Annotated in this window: 18 protein-coding genes; 12 read left to right on the forward strand and 6 right to left on the reverse strand. The window is 39.7% G+C overall.

Annotated elements, in window-relative coordinates; translation table 11 throughout:
- From DEU42_RS17600 to DEU42_RS07885, 7 genes are all read left to right on the forward strand, one after another.
- On the forward strand, positions 1-306 hold a 306-nt coding region (locus tag DEU42_RS17600), incomplete at its 5' end, for a hypothetical protein (RefSeq protein WP_233506641.1).
- Positions 307-957: 651 nt separating this feature from the next.
- A complete protein-coding gene (locus tag DEU42_RS07860; protein ID WP_114757751.1) occupies positions 958-1,365 on the forward strand; it encodes a hypothetical protein in 408 nt (135 codons plus the stop codon).
- Between the two features lie 332 nt (positions 1,366-1,697).
- Positions 1,698-3,644 (forward strand): threonine--tRNA ligase, encoded by a 1,947-nt coding sequence (gene thrS, locus DEU42_RS07865; protein ID WP_114757752.1) that lies wholly within the window; start codon positions 1,698-1,700, stop codon positions 3,642-3,644.
- A gap of 29 nt (positions 3,645-3,673) precedes the next feature.
- On the forward strand, positions 3,674-4,225 hold the full coding sequence (gene infC / locus DEU42_RS07870) for a translation initiation factor IF-3 (RefSeq protein ID WP_114757753.1): 552 nt from the start codon (positions 3,674-3,676) through the stop codon (positions 4,223-4,225).
- Between the two features lie 81 nt (positions 4,226-4,306).
- A complete protein-coding gene (rpmI, locus tag DEU42_RS07875) occupies positions 4,307-4,504 on the forward strand; it encodes a 50S ribosomal protein L35 (protein ID WP_114757754.1) in 198 nt (65 codons plus the stop codon).
- Positions 4,505-4,601: 97 nt separating this feature from the next.
- On the forward strand, positions 4,602-4,946 hold the full coding sequence (rplT, locus tag DEU42_RS07880; RefSeq protein WP_114757755.1) for a 50S ribosomal protein L20: 345 nt from the start codon (positions 4,602-4,604) through the stop codon (positions 4,944-4,946).
- A gap of 107 nt (positions 4,947-5,053) precedes the next feature.
- Positions 5,054-5,413 carry a hypothetical protein gene (locus DEU42_RS07885; RefSeq protein ID WP_199509069.1) on the forward strand — a complete coding sequence of 120 codons (360 nt, stop codon included), beginning with the start codon at positions 5,054-5,056 and terminating at the stop codon, positions 5,411-5,413.
- Between the two features lie 74 nt (positions 5,414-5,487).
- Here the strand turns inward: DEU42_RS07885 and DEU42_RS07890 are convergent, their stop codons facing one another.
- Positions 5,488-6,750: an asparagine synthetase B gene (locus tag DEU42_RS07890; protein WP_114757756.1), complete on the reverse strand. Its 1,263-nt coding sequence runs from the start codon at positions 6,748-6,750 to the stop codon at positions 5,488-5,490.
- A 186-nt stretch (positions 6,751-6,936) separates the two neighbouring features.
- Here DEU42_RS07890 and DEU42_RS07895 point away from each other — a divergent pair, with 186 nt between their 5' ends.
- Positions 6,937-7,113: a histone H1 gene (locus tag DEU42_RS07895; protein WP_114757757.1), complete on the forward strand. Its 177-nt coding sequence runs from the start codon at positions 6,937-6,939 to the stop codon at positions 7,111-7,113.
- Between the two features lie 66 nt (positions 7,114-7,179).
- Positions 7,180-7,377, forward strand: coding sequence for a hypothetical protein (locus tag DEU42_RS17345; RefSeq protein WP_147278081.1), 198 nt, complete (start codon positions 7,180-7,182; stop codon positions 7,375-7,377).
- Between the two features lie 208 nt (positions 7,378-7,585).
- Here DEU42_RS17345 and dnaB read toward each other — a convergent pair whose 3' ends face one another.
- The 5 genes from dnaB to tgt form a co-directional block, all read right to left on the reverse strand.
- Positions 7,586-9,127, reverse strand: a complete 1,542-nt coding sequence (gene dnaB, locus DEU42_RS07900) for a replicative DNA helicase (RefSeq protein ID WP_114757758.1) — start codon at positions 9,125-9,127, stop codon at positions 7,586-7,588.
- Between the two features lie 164 nt (positions 9,128-9,291).
- On the reverse strand, positions 9,292-10,245 hold the full coding sequence (locus DEU42_RS07905) for an acetyl-CoA carboxylase carboxyltransferase subunit alpha (RefSeq protein ID WP_114757759.1): 954 nt from the start codon (positions 10,243-10,245) through the stop codon (positions 9,292-9,294).
- 76 nt (positions 10,246-10,321) lie between these two features.
- Positions 10,322-11,206 carry a DMT family transporter gene (locus DEU42_RS07910; protein WP_114757760.1) on the reverse strand — a complete coding sequence of 295 codons (885 nt, stop codon included), beginning with the start codon at positions 11,204-11,206 and terminating at the stop codon, positions 10,322-10,324.
- The gene (locus DEU42_RS07915; protein WP_114757761.1) at positions 11,193-12,269 is read right to left on the reverse strand and encodes an LptF/LptG family permease; all 1,077 of its coding nucleotides are present in this window, start codon (positions 12,267-12,269) and stop codon (positions 11,193-11,195) included. The genes DEU42_RS07910 and DEU42_RS07915 overlap by 14 nt, the downstream gene beginning before the upstream one ends.
- Before the next feature lie 26 nt (positions 12,270-12,295).
- Entirely contained in the window at positions 12,296-13,426 is a 1,131-nt protein-coding gene (gene tgt / locus DEU42_RS07920) for a tRNA guanosine(34) transglycosylase Tgt (RefSeq protein WP_114757762.1), read from the reverse strand.
- 255 nt (positions 13,427-13,681) lie between these two features.
- Here tgt and DEU42_RS07925 point away from each other — a divergent pair, with 255 nt between their 5' ends.
- The 3 genes from DEU42_RS07925 (at position 13,682) to DEU42_RS07930 (ending at position 16,341) form a co-directional block, all read left to right on the forward strand.
- Positions 13,682-14,077 (forward strand): hypothetical protein, encoded by a 396-nt coding sequence (locus DEU42_RS07925; RefSeq protein WP_114757763.1) that lies wholly within the window; start codon positions 13,682-13,684, stop codon positions 14,075-14,077.
- Between the two features lie 497 nt (positions 14,078-14,574).
- Complete coding sequence (locus tag DEU42_RS17445) at positions 14,575-14,715, forward strand: hypothetical protein (protein ID WP_158537860.1); 141 nt, start codon at positions 14,575-14,577, stop codon at positions 14,713-14,715.
- 300 nt (positions 14,716-15,015) lie between these two features.
- Positions 15,016-16,341, forward strand: a complete 1,326-nt coding sequence (locus DEU42_RS07930; protein WP_114757764.1) for a serine hydrolase domain-containing protein — start codon at positions 15,016-15,018, stop codon at positions 16,339-16,341.
- Positions 16,342-16,355 lie beyond the last annotated feature (14 nt).

Here is a 16,355-nt window from a genome sequence, read left to right on the forward strand (position 1 = left end):
TTCTTCTTGTTTTTTCGCTCCGAACTTTCGTTCTCAAAGCGGCTGCAAAAGTACAACTTCTTTTCTTTTACGCAAGCTTTTTTGAAAAAAAAATTCTTTCTAAAAAACTCAGCCGATTCAGAATTTCAAAAACTTTTTCAGCATCCAGACCTTTCGGTTTGGGAGGGCAAAGATAAAATCTTTTTCCTTTTACTTCCAAGCTTTTTTCAAAACTTTTTTCGGTTATTTTCTACTCCTATATATAAGGCAAAAAAATGCGCTTCATGTTTTCAAAGTCCGTCGCCCTTAAGCGGGGTGCAAAGGTAAGCTTGTTTTTGTGACTTCCTAATCTTTTTTCATCTTTTTTTATTTTCTTTTTTCAAAGAAACCCTTTATTTACAAGGATTAAGACGTTGTCAGGTTATCAGTGAACTTGTGCTTGATTGCGGGTGCAAAAGTAGCGCCTTTTTCCACTTTGGCAAACTTTTACAAACCTTTTTTTGACATTTTTTTAACCTTCAGACTTAACTTGCTGATATAAGTAGTTTTGAAAGAAAAAGTTTTTTCAGGTTTTTTGAACATTTACACCCGGCATTGCGGATTTTTCAATACACCCGTACCGCACACACTCTTTTTTAGGAATTTTTCAATCTTTATACTCTATTAGATATAGGTATAGATAAGCAAAAAGCCTTTTATTCATCTATACCTATATATACCCCCGACAAACATCTAACATTTAGAAATTCTACTTAGAAAACATAAACAACACAATCGCTGCCTCAACACATATATATAATAAGGTACTCCGGGAAGTCCGGTAAGTGGCTTAGATGGTAATGTTACTGTTGTCATTGAATAGCGTTTTATTGGAATCGCAAATAAAAACAATATTCAGTGATTGTGGGAATAATTTACCTATACATGAGTACAGCAGAATAGTTTATATTTGATAAGCTACAGAAAAATCAAATCAAAATGAAAAAGCTGACAGGTATAACTATATTAACGGTAATAATTTCTCTATTTAGCTGTACTCCTGATGAGCGTAAATTTATTGGCGATTATCATATTGACCACCCTGTCTGGTTTGACAAAACAACTATAAATCATGATGAAATTCTGACATTAAACCAAAATCATGAATTCGAATTATCAGGTGACAGCACTAATCCCCCTTTAAATGGTATCTGGAAACTTGAAAAATCTTCTTACCAAAAAGGATCGTCAGGAAGATATGAACCCCAAACAACAATTTCTTTCACAAACAACAATACAACCATTACAGCGGAACTAAGAGGAAATATATTCTATTTTCAACATCCAAACGTTTTCAGACCTGAAAAATACAAGCATATATTATATGTCAGGATGAATAATAGGTAAGATCCCCAGTTTCACGCTCGCATTAAATAACTAAAAGGCACGAGCAAGAGCCTCGTGTCAGCTAGAAAAACTCAGATTCATAAGAGATTGCCACGTCGTTCCTCCTCGCAATGACAGAACCACGAAGATTACCGCTAAGTCTTAGCCCCGACAGAGCCGACATCCTCGAAGCGCAGCGGAGAGATAAAGGCGAAAGCGGGAAAAAGCTCCCATCAAAACTCCACCGATTTTAAATCCCTATAAAATAATGTAAAACAATTCGTAATGCCTACACTTATATATTGTATGTGTAAAGGCATTACGTTATATTTGCGCTTTATAAATTTTTACTAATGATAAATATTACATTACCGGACGGTTCAGTCAAGCAATTTGACGCTGGGGTAACTCCTATGGATGTTGCCATGAGTATTAGTGAGGGATTAGCAAGGAACGTTATATCGGCTTCCTTCGATGGCACAACTATTGAGACCAAGACCCCACTGACGACGGACGGTTCGTTAGTATTATACACATGGAATGACAAAGAGGGCAAAAAAGCCTTCTGGCACTCTACTTCGCACGTTATGGCGCAGGCGTTGCAGGAAATGTACCCTGGCATCAAGCTTACTATTGGCCCTGCTATCGAAAATGGTTTTTACTATGACGTAGACTTTGGCGACAATACCATAACTGACAAGGATTTTAAAGCTATTGAAGATAAGGTTCTTGAAATTTCAAGAGGTAAGCACGAGTTCAACATGCGTTCTGCTACTAAGGCGGAGGCGCTTGCATTCTACAAAAATGAGAACAACCCTTATAAAACGGAACTTATAGAAAACCTTGAAGACGGTACAATCACGTTCTGCGACCACGCAACGTTTACCGACCTTTGCCGTGGCGGACACATTCCGAACACAGGCATTATCAAGGCTTTCAAAATTATGAGCGTTGCCGGTGCTTACTGGCGCGGTGACGAGAAGAACAAACAGCTTACACGTGTGTATGGTATCTCTTTCCCAAAACAGAAAGATCTTACCGAGTACCTTGAGCTTCTTGAAGAGGCTAAAAGACGTGACCACCGTAAGCTTGGTAAAGAGCTTGAGCTTTTCACGTTCTCTCAGAAGGTAGGACAGGGTCTGCCATTATGGTTACCAAAGGGTGCTGCCCTTCGTGACCGCCTTGAGCAGTTCCTTAAAAAAGCACAGAAGAAAGCCGGATATGAGCAGGTGGTAACGCCGCACATCGGGCAGAAAGAATTATATGTAACATCGGGCCACTACGCTAAATATGGTGCAGACAGCTTCCAGCCTATCCACACACCTAACGAAGGTGAGGAATTTTTGCTGAAGCCAATGAACTGCCCTCACCACTGTGAGATATATAACGCTAAGCCTTGGTCATACAAAGACCTGCCGAAGCGTTATGCTGAATTTGGTACTGTATACCGTTATGAGCAGAGTGGTGAGCTTCACGGTTTGACTCGTGTACGTGGATTTACTCAGGATGATGCTCACATTTTCTGTACGCCTGACCAGCTTGATGCTGAGTTCAAGAACGTGATTGACCTGGTGCTTTATGTATTCAGCTCATTAGGTTTTGAGAACTTCAGTGCTCAGATTTCGCTTCGTGATAAAGAGAACAGGGAGAAATATATCGGTTCAGAAGAGAACTGGGAGAAAGCAGAAAACGCTATCATCAACGCGGCACGCGACAAAGGACTTAACACTGTAGTAGAATATGGCGAGGCGGCTTTCTATGGCCCTAAGCTTGACTTTATGGTGAAGGATGCTCTTGGCCGTCAGTGGCAGTTGGGTACAATTCAGGTAGACTACAACCTTCCTGAGCGTTTTGACCTGACGTACAAGGGTTCAGATAACGAACTTCACCGTCCGGTTATGATCCACCGTGCACCGTTTGGTTCAATGGAGCGTTTTATAGCGATTTTGCTTGAAAATACAGCAGGAAACTTCCCGCTTTGGCTAATGCCGGAACAGGCTATCATATTGTCTTTGAGCGAGAAATATGAAAATTATGCTAAAAAAGTTTTACAATTGCTGGAAAATCACGAAATTCGCGCCCTAATTGACAACCGAAACGAAACGATAGGTAAAAAAATACGTGATGCTGAAGTTCAGAAAATGCCGTATATGCTTATTGTTGGTGAGGAAGAAGAGAAGAACGGAACGATTTCTGTGCGTCGCCACGGTGACTCAGGTAAGTCGAACCAAACAATGACAATTGAAGAATTTGCTGCTGCAGTTCAGCAGGAAATAGATAAAACATTAAAAGCATTCTAAGTTTAACTTAAATATTTAAAGCCATAGCAATTAGAAACAACAGAGGCTACCAGCCTCGAGTAGAAAAAAAAGATGCGCATAGAACTAATGCTGCAATCCGTGTCCCTGAAGTAAGGCTTGTTGGGGATAATGTAGAGCCGGGAGTTTACAAAACTTCTGTAGCCCTGCAAATGGCAGAAGAGCAGGAAGTGGATTTGGTGGAAATTTCGCCAAACGCCGAACCGCCCGTATGCAAAATTATGGATTACAAAAAGTTTCTTTACGAACAAAAGAAACGCGATAAGATGCTTAAGGCGAAGTCTACGCAGATTACCGTAAAAGAAATACGTTTCGGACCTCAGACAGATGAGCACGATTACGAGTTCAAAAGAAAGAACGCAGAGAAGTTCCTTAAAGAAGGTTCTAAACTAAAAGCGTTCGTATTCTTTAAAGGGCGTTCTATCATTTATAAAGAGCAGGGACAAATCTTACTATTAAGACTTGCAACTGATCTTGAAGAATGGGGAAAAGTAGAGGCTATGCCTGTTCTTGAGGGTAAGAGGATGATCATGTTCATCGCTCCTAAAAAGAAAAAAGCTTAACAGCAGCCCCCCACCCCCCCCCAAAGGGGGAGTAAGGGTAAAAATAAAGTAAGTAAGAGTAAATTCAAATACAGGAACAAAATGCCTAAAATGAAAACTAAATCCTCAGCTAAGAAACGTTTCAAAGTTACTGGCTCAGGTAAAATCAAAAGAAAGCACGCTTTTAAAAGTCACATCCTGACTAAAAAATCTAAAAAGCGTAAGCTAGCGCTTACTCACTCTGCGCTTGTTCACAAGACAGACGAAAGAAGCGTTAAACAGCAATTAAGATTAATCTAATAGCTGTTTCGGTTAAAACAAATTAATAACCCTGGAGCATGGCCACTAAGTTCCCGAAATAATTTCAGGACGCCTGCTACAAAAAAAAAGTAAAATTATGCCAAGAGCAGTAAATTCAGTAGCTTCAAGAGCTCGTAGAAAAAGAGTATTAAAGCAAGCCAAAGGTTTCTTTGGAAGACGTAAAAACGTTTGGACAGTAGCGAAAAACGCGGTAGAAAAAGCAATGGCTTATTCTTACCGTGACAGAAAACAAAAGAAAAGAAACTTCCGTGCTCTATGGATCATGCGTATCAACGCTGGTGCACGCCTTCACGGAATGAGCTATTCTCAATTCATCGGTAAAGTTAAAGCAAATGGTATCGAATTGAACCGTAAAGTTCTTGCAGACCTTGCTGCTAACCACCCTGAAGCGTTTACAGCTATCGTAAACCAAGTAAAATAATTCGTCTATAAACAATATATTTATTCTTACTTACATAAAGAACCCGTCCGCTAAAGCGTGACGGGTTTTTTGTTTACTTTTATTGTAGCAACCCTAAATCATCAACTATGAAAACCGACCGCTACACTAAAACCATCCTGACTATTATTGCTTTTTGCCTTGTGGTGAACACACTCGATAAACTCGATATCATACCTAAGGCATACGCCAATGCACCTACTACCCCTCCTGCCCTTCCGACAACAGAACCAAAATACGGACTCGTTCCTCTCAATGAAGATGGTAGCATTACCGTCAAAACTACTTCACCAATGGATGTAAACATTACCGGCATTCGTACCAGCGACGACCTTGACGTAAAAGTATCCGGCATAAACACCAGCAGCAGCCTTAATGTAAATGTAAACCTTGAAAAAATTGCCGGTTCTTCGGCTTATGGAGGACTGCCGGTTAAGGTGATAAAATAAAAAAACGGCTCAATTGAGCCGTTACCTATTTATAATTCCATAAAAACATCGGACTTCCGACATCGGACAAAAAACTATGTCTTCAATTTCTTCTTTCTTGCAGCAGGAAATAATACATTGTTAAGGATAAGTCGGTAACCTGGAGAATTAGGGTGCAGGTCGAGAACCGTTGGAGCATCTCCTACCCTGTGCTGGTAATCTTCAGGGTCATGACCACCGTAAAAAGTAAACATCCCCTTACCTTTTGTGCCGTGAATATAACGTGCTTCGCCAGTCTGTTTATTCTCACCCATAACCAATATATTCGATTTTACCCTGTCGGCCTTAAAAGCAGTAGTCTGCCCCATAAAACCTTTTATAAGTTGTGTATGGTTTTGGCACAGCATCGACGGAATAGGATCCCATTTTGCCGAATAATCCATAAGGGTAAAATAGTCCTTATCCATTAATATGGTTCGCCCATTTGTTGTATCGATATCTGAAAACTCATACACCTGCGGATTACGTTCCAATATAAAATCCTTAAAGGCAAATGAGTTATTGTAGTCAATTTGTGACTGATAGTTCGGCTGACTGGCATCACCATCAAACATTGGTTCGCATATATCTACGCCTTCAGCAGAAAGTGCAATATCAAAACTATCTGTTGCAGAACACATCGCAAACATGAATCCGCCACCAATAACAAAGTTTCTTATTTTTAGAGCTACAGCCAGTTTTTCCTGCGATACTTTAGCATATCCAAGTTTGGCGGCCAGAGCCTCGGCATCTTTCTTTTGTTCAATATACCAGGGTGCATTACGGTAGGCTCCAAAGAACTTACCATACTGTCCCGTGAAATCCTCATGGTGCAGGTGCAGCCAGTCGTATAACAAAAGGGCATCACTAAGCACCTCTTCATCATAAATCGCAGTAAACGGAATCTCGGCATAGGTCAATACCATAGTCACGGCGTCATCCCAAGGTTGTTTTCCGGGTGGGGTATATACAGCAATCTTCGGAGCTTTTTCGAGAATTACATTCTCCATATTCTGCGACGGACTGCTTATTTCATCAAGGATTGCATTGGCTTCGCCATCGCTCAGTACTTCAAAGCTCACGCCACGTATCTGGCATTCACGACGAATCTGCTCGGCATCCGGCAATAAAAACGAACCACCCCTGTAGTTCAGGAGCCAGTTAGCCTTATAGCTTTTGTCAAGCGCCCAATAGGTAATCCCGTAAGCCTTAAGATGGTTCTGCTGTGAAGTCTCGTCCATAGGCAGCAATATCATAGAAGCTTTCGCCGAAAACCCCATAACAAGCAGCAGGATAATGCATATTCTTTTGAATGCCATTTTCATTGTTTTAGTAAACCCAAAGATACTAAACTAACGACAGAAATTGAAGCGTATTATCGTTTGAAAGCAAAACAAACAATTAAGTGAAAATTTAAGAAGAAAATAACATCAAAAAAACGTAAAAACCCTTGTAGATACAGTAAAAACGCTATTTTTGCAACCTAATTTAATCATAAACAAACCATGAAAGAATTGTTTTCTCAAATCAACGCGGAAATCGAAAAATTCAAAGCTGAAGCTGAGCTTCACATCGAAAAAGGTAACAAAGCAGCTGGAACAAGAGCTCGTAAATCTGCTCTTGAACTAAGCAAACTTCTTAAAGACTTCAGAAAAGTTTCTGTTGAAGAGTCTAAAAAATAATTGAAAAAGCCGCTTTTAACAAAGCGGCTTTTTTTATTTTTATATTGGAGCAAAAAATTAGATCCAGTGAAAAGACATCCTTATGAATGGAGATTATGGCTACGAACAAGACTACCATGGTTTCTCATAAATTTAGGCTTTGCCGACAAGGGTAATGATTGCCAAAATGTAAATGCACAACATAAATGGTATAATATAAACAACGAATCCAGTGGTTGTTATTATTGCAAAGTTGTAGTTAACGGCAAGAAATGGAACAAATAATTATTAGTTTTCTGAAAACTATAAATGCACCGCTTCCCACGGTGCATTTATAGTTTGATGTTTAGTTGATGGATGATGCCGTCTTAATCGTTTACAGTGATATGTTCGGCACCGTTAACATCCATTTGTCGTATGGCTTCGCTTATCACGAAGTCGTCATGTGTAGTTTTCCCCATATATTGTTCGGTTAGGTGGTTATCTCAATTTTTTAGAACGGGACATCGTCATCGTTAGACGGACCGCTATTCATGTTACTGCCAAATGCATCATTTGCCGATGGCAGATTCTTGATGAAATCATTATTACTGTTCATACTCGAAGGCAATTCATCGAATGGTGAGCCAAAGTCGTCAAGATTGTCAAACTTACCAAGGCTTCCTACGAACTTCAGCCTGATGTTATCCAATCCACCGTTACGGTGTTTTGCTACGATAAACTCTGCCTGACCCTGTGTTGGCGAACGTTCCTCATCATCCCATTCATCAATTTTGTAGTATTCAGGTCGGTAGATGAACGATACGATATCCGCATCCTGCTCAATCGCACCCGACTCCCTTAGATCCGATAGCAGCGGTCGCTTACTCGAACCCCTGGTCTCTACCGCACGCGATAACTGCGAAAGTGCAATTACCGGAACATTAAGCTCTTTGGCCAATGCCTTAAGCGTTCTCGAAATGGTCGAGATCTCCTGCTCACGGTTACCGCCTCCTTTTCCGCTTCCTCCGGCAGTCATCAGTTGAAGGTAATCGATAATAATCATCCTGATACCATATTGTGATGCCAGCCTTCGTGTTTTTGCCCTAAGGTCAAAAATGGAAAGCGACGGTGTATCATCTATATAAAGCGGCGCTTTTTCAAGGTCTTTTACTTTAATACTCAATTGCTCCCACTCGTGCTTTTCAAGCTTACCGGTACGCAGTTTTTCTGAAGAAAGTCCCGTTTCACTCGAAATAAGACGGGTAATAAGCTGTACCGAGGACATCTCCAGCGAGAATACGGCTACTCCGTGACCATAGTCAATGGCAATATTACGCGCCATAGAAAGTACAAACGCGGTCTTACCCATACCCGGACGTGCTGCAATAATGATAAGATCGGATGGCTGCCAGCCTGAGGTAAGTTTATCAAGATCGTGGAAACCTGTTGCCACACCACTCAAACCTTCTTTTCCGGCAATCTCTTCAATACGTTTCTTAGCCTGTATAACTAAGCTTTGTGCAGTTTCAGAGCTTCGTTTGATGTTACCCTGGGTAACTTCATATAGTTTTGATTCAGCTTTATCAAGCAGGTCGAATACATCGGCGGTTTCATCATACGATTCTTCAATGATTTCGCTTGATATCCTGATAAGACTTCGCTGAATGTATTTTTGAAGTATAATCCTCGAGTGAAACTCGATGTGAGCCGACGAAGATATCTTTTGCGTAAGCTGGATAAGATAGAAATCGCCACCCGCAAGCTCAAGTTTTGCATTCTTTTTAAGCTGTGCCGATACTGTTAACAAGTCAATAGGCTGTGTATCGTTAAAAAGCTGAACGATTGCTTCATAAATATGCTTGTGGGCATCTTTGTAAAAGGCATCCGGCTGCAGGATATCAATAACATCGTCAACCCCTTTTTTGTCAATCATCATGGCACCCAATACCGCCTCCTCAAGGTCGAGCGCCTGTGGTGGCAGCTTGCCTTTCTCGAGGTTGATAATGGTTGTCTTATCAACTTTTACCGGGTTTACGTTTCTGAGATTATCCATATCGCTAAGGTAAAAATTTTTATTAGGGTTGCTTTAAGCAATTGTTAAGAGTAGCTGTTGATAACTAACTCATTACCTGTTAATAAACAGGGGTGGGTTTGTTGATAACCCAAAAAAAATCCGAAACCGTAGGGCTTCGGACTAATTAATGCTATTATGGCTTATTATTCCTTGAATTCGCCCATTTTGCTATACTTATCCATCCTTTGAGCAATTAGCTCCTCTGTTGATAAGTCTTTCAGTTCATTGAATCCTTTAAGGATATATTTTTCAACTTCTTTAAATGCATTTTCCCTGTCGTAGTGAGCACCACCAAGCGGTTCAGGAATAATGTCATCAATAAGTCCGTTCTTTTTCATATCGTCAGCTGTAAGCTTAAGTGCTTCGGCTGCCTGCTCTTTAAATTCCCAGCTTCTCCAAAGGATTGAAGAACATGATTCAGGTGAAATTACAGAGTACCATGTGTTTTCCATCATGTATACTTTATCACCTACTCCTATACCAAGTGCTCCTCCCGAAGCTCCCTCTCCTATTATAACGGTAATAATAGGTGTTTTAAGGCGTACCATCTCTAAAATATTTCTTGCGATAGCTTCTCCCTGCCCTCTTTCTTCAGCTTCAAGCCCTGGATAAGCACCCGGGGTGTCTACTAAAGTAACTACAGGAACACCAAATTTTTCAGCCATTTTCATAAGGCGAAGGGCTTTACGGTAACCTTCAGGGTTTGCCATACCAAAGTTACGGTATTGGCGGGTTTTTGTATTATGTCCTTTTTGCTGACCAATGATCATGAATGACTGTCCGCCGATTTTAGCAAGTCCTCCCACCATCGCTTTATCATCTTTAAAGCTGCGATCGCCAAAAAGCTCAAGGAAAGTATCTCCTGCAAGTGCTTTAATGTGATCCAGCGTGTAAGGACGGTTAGGGTGTCTTGACAACTGAACCTTTTGCCATGCAGTAAGATTCTTATATATTTTCTTTTTAGTCTCTTCCAGTTTTTCTTCGATCTGTTTGCATGTGGCAGATACATCCACGTCAGACTCCTGGCCTATAATTGTACACTTATCCAGTTGGTCTTCAAGTTCCTTGATAGGAAGTTCAAAATCTAAATATTCCATAGTATGGCAGATTTTTAATTTTATTGCGAAATGCAAAGATAAAACTTTAAGCGATTTAGGAAATACCAATCGCCATTTACTTTACTTTTTTCGTTCTGTTTTTTAGTATCCCATTGATTATCACAGTACTCAGTATTATAGCCGCCCCGATATAAAACCAAAAGCTCATTTTTTCAGTGTCCTTAAACACGATCAAAGCAAGAATTATCCCATAAATGGGTTCCATATTTATGGTTAGCATAACCGTATATGGCGTTAGGTATTTCATAACGTGCACCGATGCTATAAAAGCGTAGGCTGTACAAAATGAACCCAGTACAAACAACCACAACCAGTCATTAGCCGATACCATAAAGAATTCCGGTGTAAAGCTGCCTGAAAACAAAAGGTATAAGGAGAAAAAGAATACTCCTCCTAACAACTCATAAAATGAGATGGTTACAGGACTGTATTGTGTTGCATATTTTCCGTTGATGATAGAGAACGACGCCGACAGGAATGCAGATGACAATGCCAGCAATATTCCGTTTAGGTAATTACCTTCAAAATGGAATATCATGTATAATCCACCTATAACAAGCAACCCGAAAAGCACTTCATACAGAATTACTTTCCTGCCAAAGAATATAGGTTCCAGTAGCGATGTAAAAAAAGCACCCGTAGACAAACATGCCAGCGTAACCGATACATTAGAAACCTTTATAGCCTGAAAGAATGTAAACCAGTGCAGAGCTATAATCAAGCCTGCGACTAGAAAGCCTATAAGTGTTTTAAACGGTATTTTTAATGAAGCCCTGGTAATTGCCGCATAAATGGCAATAATACCAACAGCTATGCACATCCTGAACCAAACCAGTGGCAAGGCATCGAGTGTAATGAGTGCACCAAGTACTGCGGTAAAACCCCAGATGAACACTATAAAATGAAGGTGCAGGTAATTTTTTAGCTTAACGTCTTGCATTGCGTAACAGATATATAGCCAGTATTCCGAAAGCAAAGTTAGGAATCCATACAGCAAGGAACGGGCTCATACTTGATTTTTCGGCAAGAGTACCAAATACTTTATCGACAAAGATATAAACGAATGCCAGGGCAATACCTAAAGCGAGGTTTACCCCCATACCGCCACGGCGTTTCATAGACGATACCGCCACCGCAATAACCGTAAGGATAAATGCTGAAATGGGAATACTATACTTTCTGTAAAGCACTACATAATAGGCATTGATGTTACCCGATCCGCGGTCTTTTTCTTTTTCTATAAACTTGTTGAGCTCGCCAAGAGTCATTGTTTCGGCGGCATATATAGTTGGTGTAAGATCATCCGGCTTAAAGTTGAATTTGAATTTCTTCTCTGGTTCAGACTCCAGCTTATCACCCATAGCCCCAACTGTTCTTTTATTATATCCAGTTAATGTATAAGTGCTGTCCTTCTCATTCCATTTTATAGAAGAAGCATTGATCTTATAAACAAGCTTGTTATCCTTAAAATTCTCAAGGTTAAAGTTGTAACCCATTTTATCGAGATAATTAAAATGACTTACATAGATATACTCATTATCGCTAATTTGCTTGTACACCTCGGTACTTTGCCGTGTTTCAGGGTTATTTTTCAGATAAGTATACCTAAAATCGTTAAAACCCTTACTCGCGCTCGGTACAAAGAAGATACCCATTACCAATGCCAACACGCATACTATAGATGCCCCCATGATATAAGGCCTTAAAAACCTCATATAAGAGATACCAGAACCTAATACAGCAATAATCTCGGTATTATTGGCAAGCTTAGAGGTAAACCATATTACCGAAAGAAACAGCATTATAGGGAAAAGCATATTGGCAAAATAGATGGTAAAGTCGCCATAATAGCCGGCAACTTTCATAAAAGGCACTTTTTTAGCCAATATCTTATTGATTTTTTCGGATACGTCAATCACAATACCAATAGGTATAAACATGATGAGCATTACAAAAAAGGTGGCCAGGTAACGTTTTAAAATGTACCAGTCTATTATTTTCAAAGGATAAATGCTTTTAGATTATATACTTAAAGTCTTTGGCTCATATTTCTCACCATCATCTCCTTCCACTCACGGAAATCTCCTGCTAAGATATGCTTTCTTGCTTCACGAACCAACCACATATAAAAACCAAGATTGTGAATGGTAGCAATCTGTTTACCAAGGAATTCATCCGATGCAAAAAGGTGTCTTAAATACGCCTTAGTATATTCGGTATCTACAAAAGTAATGCCCATTTCGTCTATTGGAGAGAAATCGTCAGCCCACTTCTTATTTTTGATATTAATGGTTCCGTTAGCTGTAAACAACATTCCGTTACGGGCATTACGTGTAGGCATAACACAGTCGAACATATCAACCCCAAGAGCGATATTCTCAAGTATATTTATAGGTGTACCCACTCCCATCAGGTAACGTGGTTTGTCTTCCGGAAGAATGCTGCATACTACATCGGTCATTGCATACATCTCTTCGGCAGGCTCGCCAACAGAAAGTCCGCCAATGGCATTACCCACTGCACCGGCATTAGCGATATATTCAGCAGATTGTGCCCTTAGGTCTTTATAGGTACTACCCTGAACAATTGGGAAGAACGCCTGGCTGTAATCGTATTTATACGGAACTTTTTCAAGGTGCGTGATGCATCGGTCTAACCAGCGGTGCGTCATGTGCATAGAGCGTTTTGCATAACGGTAATCGCATGGGTAAGGCGTACATTCGTCGAAAGCCATAATGATATCGGCACCAATGGTACGCTGAATTTCCATTACGCTCTCGGGCGAAAAGAAATGGTACGAGCCATCGATATGCGATTTGAACTTAACCCCTTCCTCCTTAATTTTTCTGTTAGCCGAAAGTGAATATACCTGATAACCGCCACTATCGGTAAGGATAGGTCGGTCCCAGTTCATGAACTTATGCAGTCCACCAGCTTTTTCAAGGATTTCAGTACCCGGGCGAAGGTAAAGGTGATAGGTATTACCAAGAATGATATCAGGGTTGATATCGTTCTTAAGTTCGCGCTGGTGCACGCCTTTTACAGTACCCGCCGTACCCACAGGCATAAATATAGGAGTTTCGATAACACCGTGATCGGTGGTTATGCTGCCCGCTCTGGCTTTACTTTGCGGGTCTTTAGTGATTAAGTCAAATTTCATGGCTCTCTTTTACAGGGCGCAAAGATAGGCAATTGTTTTGAGTTTGTTGTTTAGAGTTTAGGGTTTGAGGTTTGCACTAATGCTTTTTAAGATTTGGTTATTTAAACTTTATGAAATGTGGTTATAACTGTTTTTTACGTAACATATAAGTATTCTTGTAGTAAATAATTAAGCTATAAATTTACAACCTTTTTAAACATAAGAACGAAAGATTTCAACATATAACCAACACTAGAGAATAAAAATTTAATCATTATGAAAGCTACAATAACCACTTTTATTTTCTTTCTATTCACAACAATCTTGTTTGCTCAGAATACATCTGTAACACCAGAGCAAAATATTTCTACAGACAGCTCTGTTGTTTATAGGCTTTTTTCTACACAAAACATATACACTTTTATCAAATTAGACACCCGAAATGGGCAAATGTGGCAGGTTCAATGGAGTACAAAAGGAAACGAATATAGGTTTGAAAGTACCCTATCAAATGTTTCAAGAGTAAATAAAGACGAAGAAAAAAATGGTAGATTTTTTCTTTATCCAACAACTAACATATACAATTTCATTCTGCTTGATCAAATTGACGGAAGAACATGGCAGGTACAATGGGGAAAAGAAGAGCAACGAGCAGTGATACCAATATATTAGGCATTTATGAATCAGTATTAAAGATTTTAGTCCTGAAATTAAATGTATCATTGAGATAATTGCTTAGTTAATGAAAACGCAATACTCCAAAACATTTACAATTACAGCAAAGAAAATCAATATAATCAAACTGTGTTTATAATTGGTTCCGAACATAAAAAATCAATAATTCAAAAAATCTGAGAATTTGAAAAATCTTCAGCAATAAAGTTGAACTGGAAAATGTATGGCAACAATTAGATAATAGCCAAACCTTGCAACTCTGAAACTTTGTGACTCTGAAACTTTGTGACTCTGAAACTTTGAGACTTTGAAACTTTGAGACTTCGTCCCTGTCAACTTTGCAACTGTTATGTCAACACATATGGCACAAAACAATATTGCACTTTTTGCTCACGACATTGAACATCACCTATTTAACTCATTAAAAACAAAACCGTTAAACAATAAAATCAGCTACACCTTGAAAATCTCTCCTTTCATCATATGTTTCACATATGGAAAATGAAAGTGATATTGAAAATGGAATTGTAAATGAATTTGATTTTGAACATGGTATTGTAATTGTAATTTTTAGGAAAGAGGGGTGCGGGGAGAAAACCATTAAAAAGCCGCAAAGTGACAAAGTTGCAAAGTGACAAAGTTTTGCTGAAAAGGCAACTTCAGTAAACAGCTAAATATCGTTCGTACCTTTGCAGTCAGGTTTAGGGTTACTACTGTTGCTTAATAACAGAACGCGGATGACGCGGGTTTGAGCGGATAGACGCGGATTTTAGCACATAGCCCTGCAAACTGAGACTGAATACTGAATACCGTCCGGGGATAAGATGGAACGATAGGGTCTTTGAAACTTTGAAACAACAACATCCGACTTCGGACTTCCGACATCGGACTTCCTATCAAAAATCACTACATTTGAGAATTCAATGCAAACAAAAATGAAAAACAAAATCATACTTACCTTAGGCTCCATCCTTACCGCCACTACCCTATTAGCCCAAACACCAGACAAAACCAAACTGGATCAGTACATGGACGTTCTTGAAGCTAACAACAAATACATGGGCAGTATAGCCATAGCCAAAGACGGAAAGATAATTTACAGCCGTTCGACAGGCTTTGCCGATGTAGAGAACAACAAAAAGAATACAGCAGCAACAAAATTCAGGATAGGTTCTATCTCAAAAATGTTTACTGCTACCATGGTGTTTAAAGCCATTGAAGAAAAAAAACTGAAGCTGACTGACAAGCTCGACACTTATTACCCTAACATTCCCGAAGCTTCTACTATTACCATTGCGCAAATGCTGAGCCATCGTTCGGGTATCCATAACTTCACTAACGATCCGTCATATTATGCCTGGTCTAACATTCCCCAGACAGAAGCCCAGATGATCGAAAACATTACACGCGGCGGCAGCGATTTTGAACCTGACACGAAAGCCGATTACAGTAACGCTAATTATGTTTTACTATCCTACATTCTTGAAAAAACATACAAGAAACCATACAAGGAACTGCTTACCGAAAAAATTATCAAGCCCCTTAAGCTAACTAACACCTATATGGGCGGAAAGATAAATCCTGCTGCCAACGAAGCTAACTCTTACGGATATATGGGGAAATGGGAAAAAGACATGGAAACCGATATGTCTGTACCAATGGGCGCCGGAGCTGTTGTATCTAACCCTACAGATCTTTCTCAATTTATTGAGGCGCTTTTTTCAGGAAAACTGGTATCACAGGCAAGTCTTGAGCAAATGAAAACCCTTCGCGATGAATATGGCATGGGAATGTTCCGTTTTCCTTTTGAAGAAAAGAAATCATATGGACACAGTGGCGGCATAGACGGCTTTACATCGTTCCTTGCTTACTTCCCTAACGAAAAGGTTACTCTTGCCATGACATCTAACGGTGCCAACATGAACACCAATGACCTTAGCATAAACCTGCTTAACTGGGCTTTTGGCAAGCCATTCGAAATCCCTGAATTTAAAACATACAATTATACGGCAGCAGAACTTGATCAACTGATTGGTATTTATACCAATACCCAAATGCCTGTGAATTTTGTTATCAGCACCAACGGAAAAATATTATCTGCACAGGCGAGCGGACAGCAGTCTTTTCCGTTAGAATCGGCCGAGAAAAATATTTTCACCTTCTCTCCTGCCGGTATTACCATAACATTTTATCCTGAAACGAAACGTTTTATCATAGAGCAGGGAGGCGGTTCTTATACCTTTACCAAAAAAGAAGACTAAATGCATTAGTCCTT

The sequence above is a fragment of the Flavobacterium sp. AG291 genome (assembly GCF_003350375.1).
Lineage (GTDB): Bacteria > Bacteroidota > Bacteroidia > Flavobacteriales > Flavobacteriaceae > Flavobacterium > Flavobacterium suzhouense.

What these genes read in the sequence shown, in the direction of transcription:
- DEU42_RS07910 (WP_114757760.1), bottom strand. Translation starts at nt 11,206, where the DNA reads ATGCAAGACGTTAAGCTAAAAAATTACCTGCACCTTCATTTTATAGTG.
- DEU42_RS07860 (WP_114757751.1), top strand. Translation starts at nt 958, where the DNA reads ATGAAAAAGCTGACAGGTATAACTATATTAACGGTAATAATTTCTCTA.
- rplT (WP_114757755.1), top strand. Translation starts at nt 4,602, where the DNA reads ATGCCAAGAGCAGTAAATTCAGTAGCTTCAAGAGCTCGTAGAAAAAGA.
- dnaB (WP_114757758.1), bottom strand. Translation starts at nt 9,127, where the DNA reads ATGGATAATCTCAGAAACGTAAACCCGGTAAAAGTTGATAAGACAACC.
- DEU42_RS07895 (WP_114757757.1), top strand. Translation starts at nt 6,937, where the DNA reads ATGAAAGAATTGTTTTCTCAAATCAACGCGGAAATCGAAAAATTCAAA.
- DEU42_RS07925 (WP_114757763.1), top strand. Translation starts at nt 13,682, where the DNA reads ATGAAAGCTACAATAACCACTTTTATTTTCTTTCTATTCACAACAATC.
- DEU42_RS07930 (WP_114757764.1), top strand. Translation starts at nt 15,016, where the DNA reads ATGAAAAACAAAATCATACTTACCTTAGGCTCCATCCTTACCGCCACT.
- DEU42_RS07905 (WP_114757759.1), bottom strand. Translation starts at nt 10,245, where the DNA reads ATGGAATATTTAGATTTTGAACTTCCTATCAAGGAACTTGAAGACCAA.
- DEU42_RS07885 (WP_199509069.1), top strand. Translation starts at nt 5,054, where the DNA reads ATGAAAACCGACCGCTACACTAAAACCATCCTGACTATTATTGCTTTT.
- DEU42_RS07890 (WP_114757756.1), bottom strand. Translation starts at nt 6,750, where the DNA reads ATGGCATTCAAAAGAATATGCATTATCCTGCTGCTTGTTATGGGGTTT.
- DEU42_RS17445 (WP_158537860.1), top strand. Translation starts at nt 14,575, where the DNA reads ATGGAAAATGAAAGTGATATTGAAAATGGAATTGTAAATGAATTTGAT.
- thrS (WP_114757752.1), top strand. Translation starts at nt 1,698, where the DNA reads ATGATAAATATTACATTACCGGACGGTTCAGTCAAGCAATTTGACGCT.
- rpmI (WP_114757754.1), top strand. Translation starts at nt 4,307, where the DNA reads ATGCCTAAAATGAAAACTAAATCCTCAGCTAAGAAACGTTTCAAAGTT.
- tgt (WP_114757762.1), bottom strand. Translation starts at nt 13,426, where the DNA reads ATGAAATTTGACTTAATCACTAAAGACCCGCAAAGTAAAGCCAGAGCG.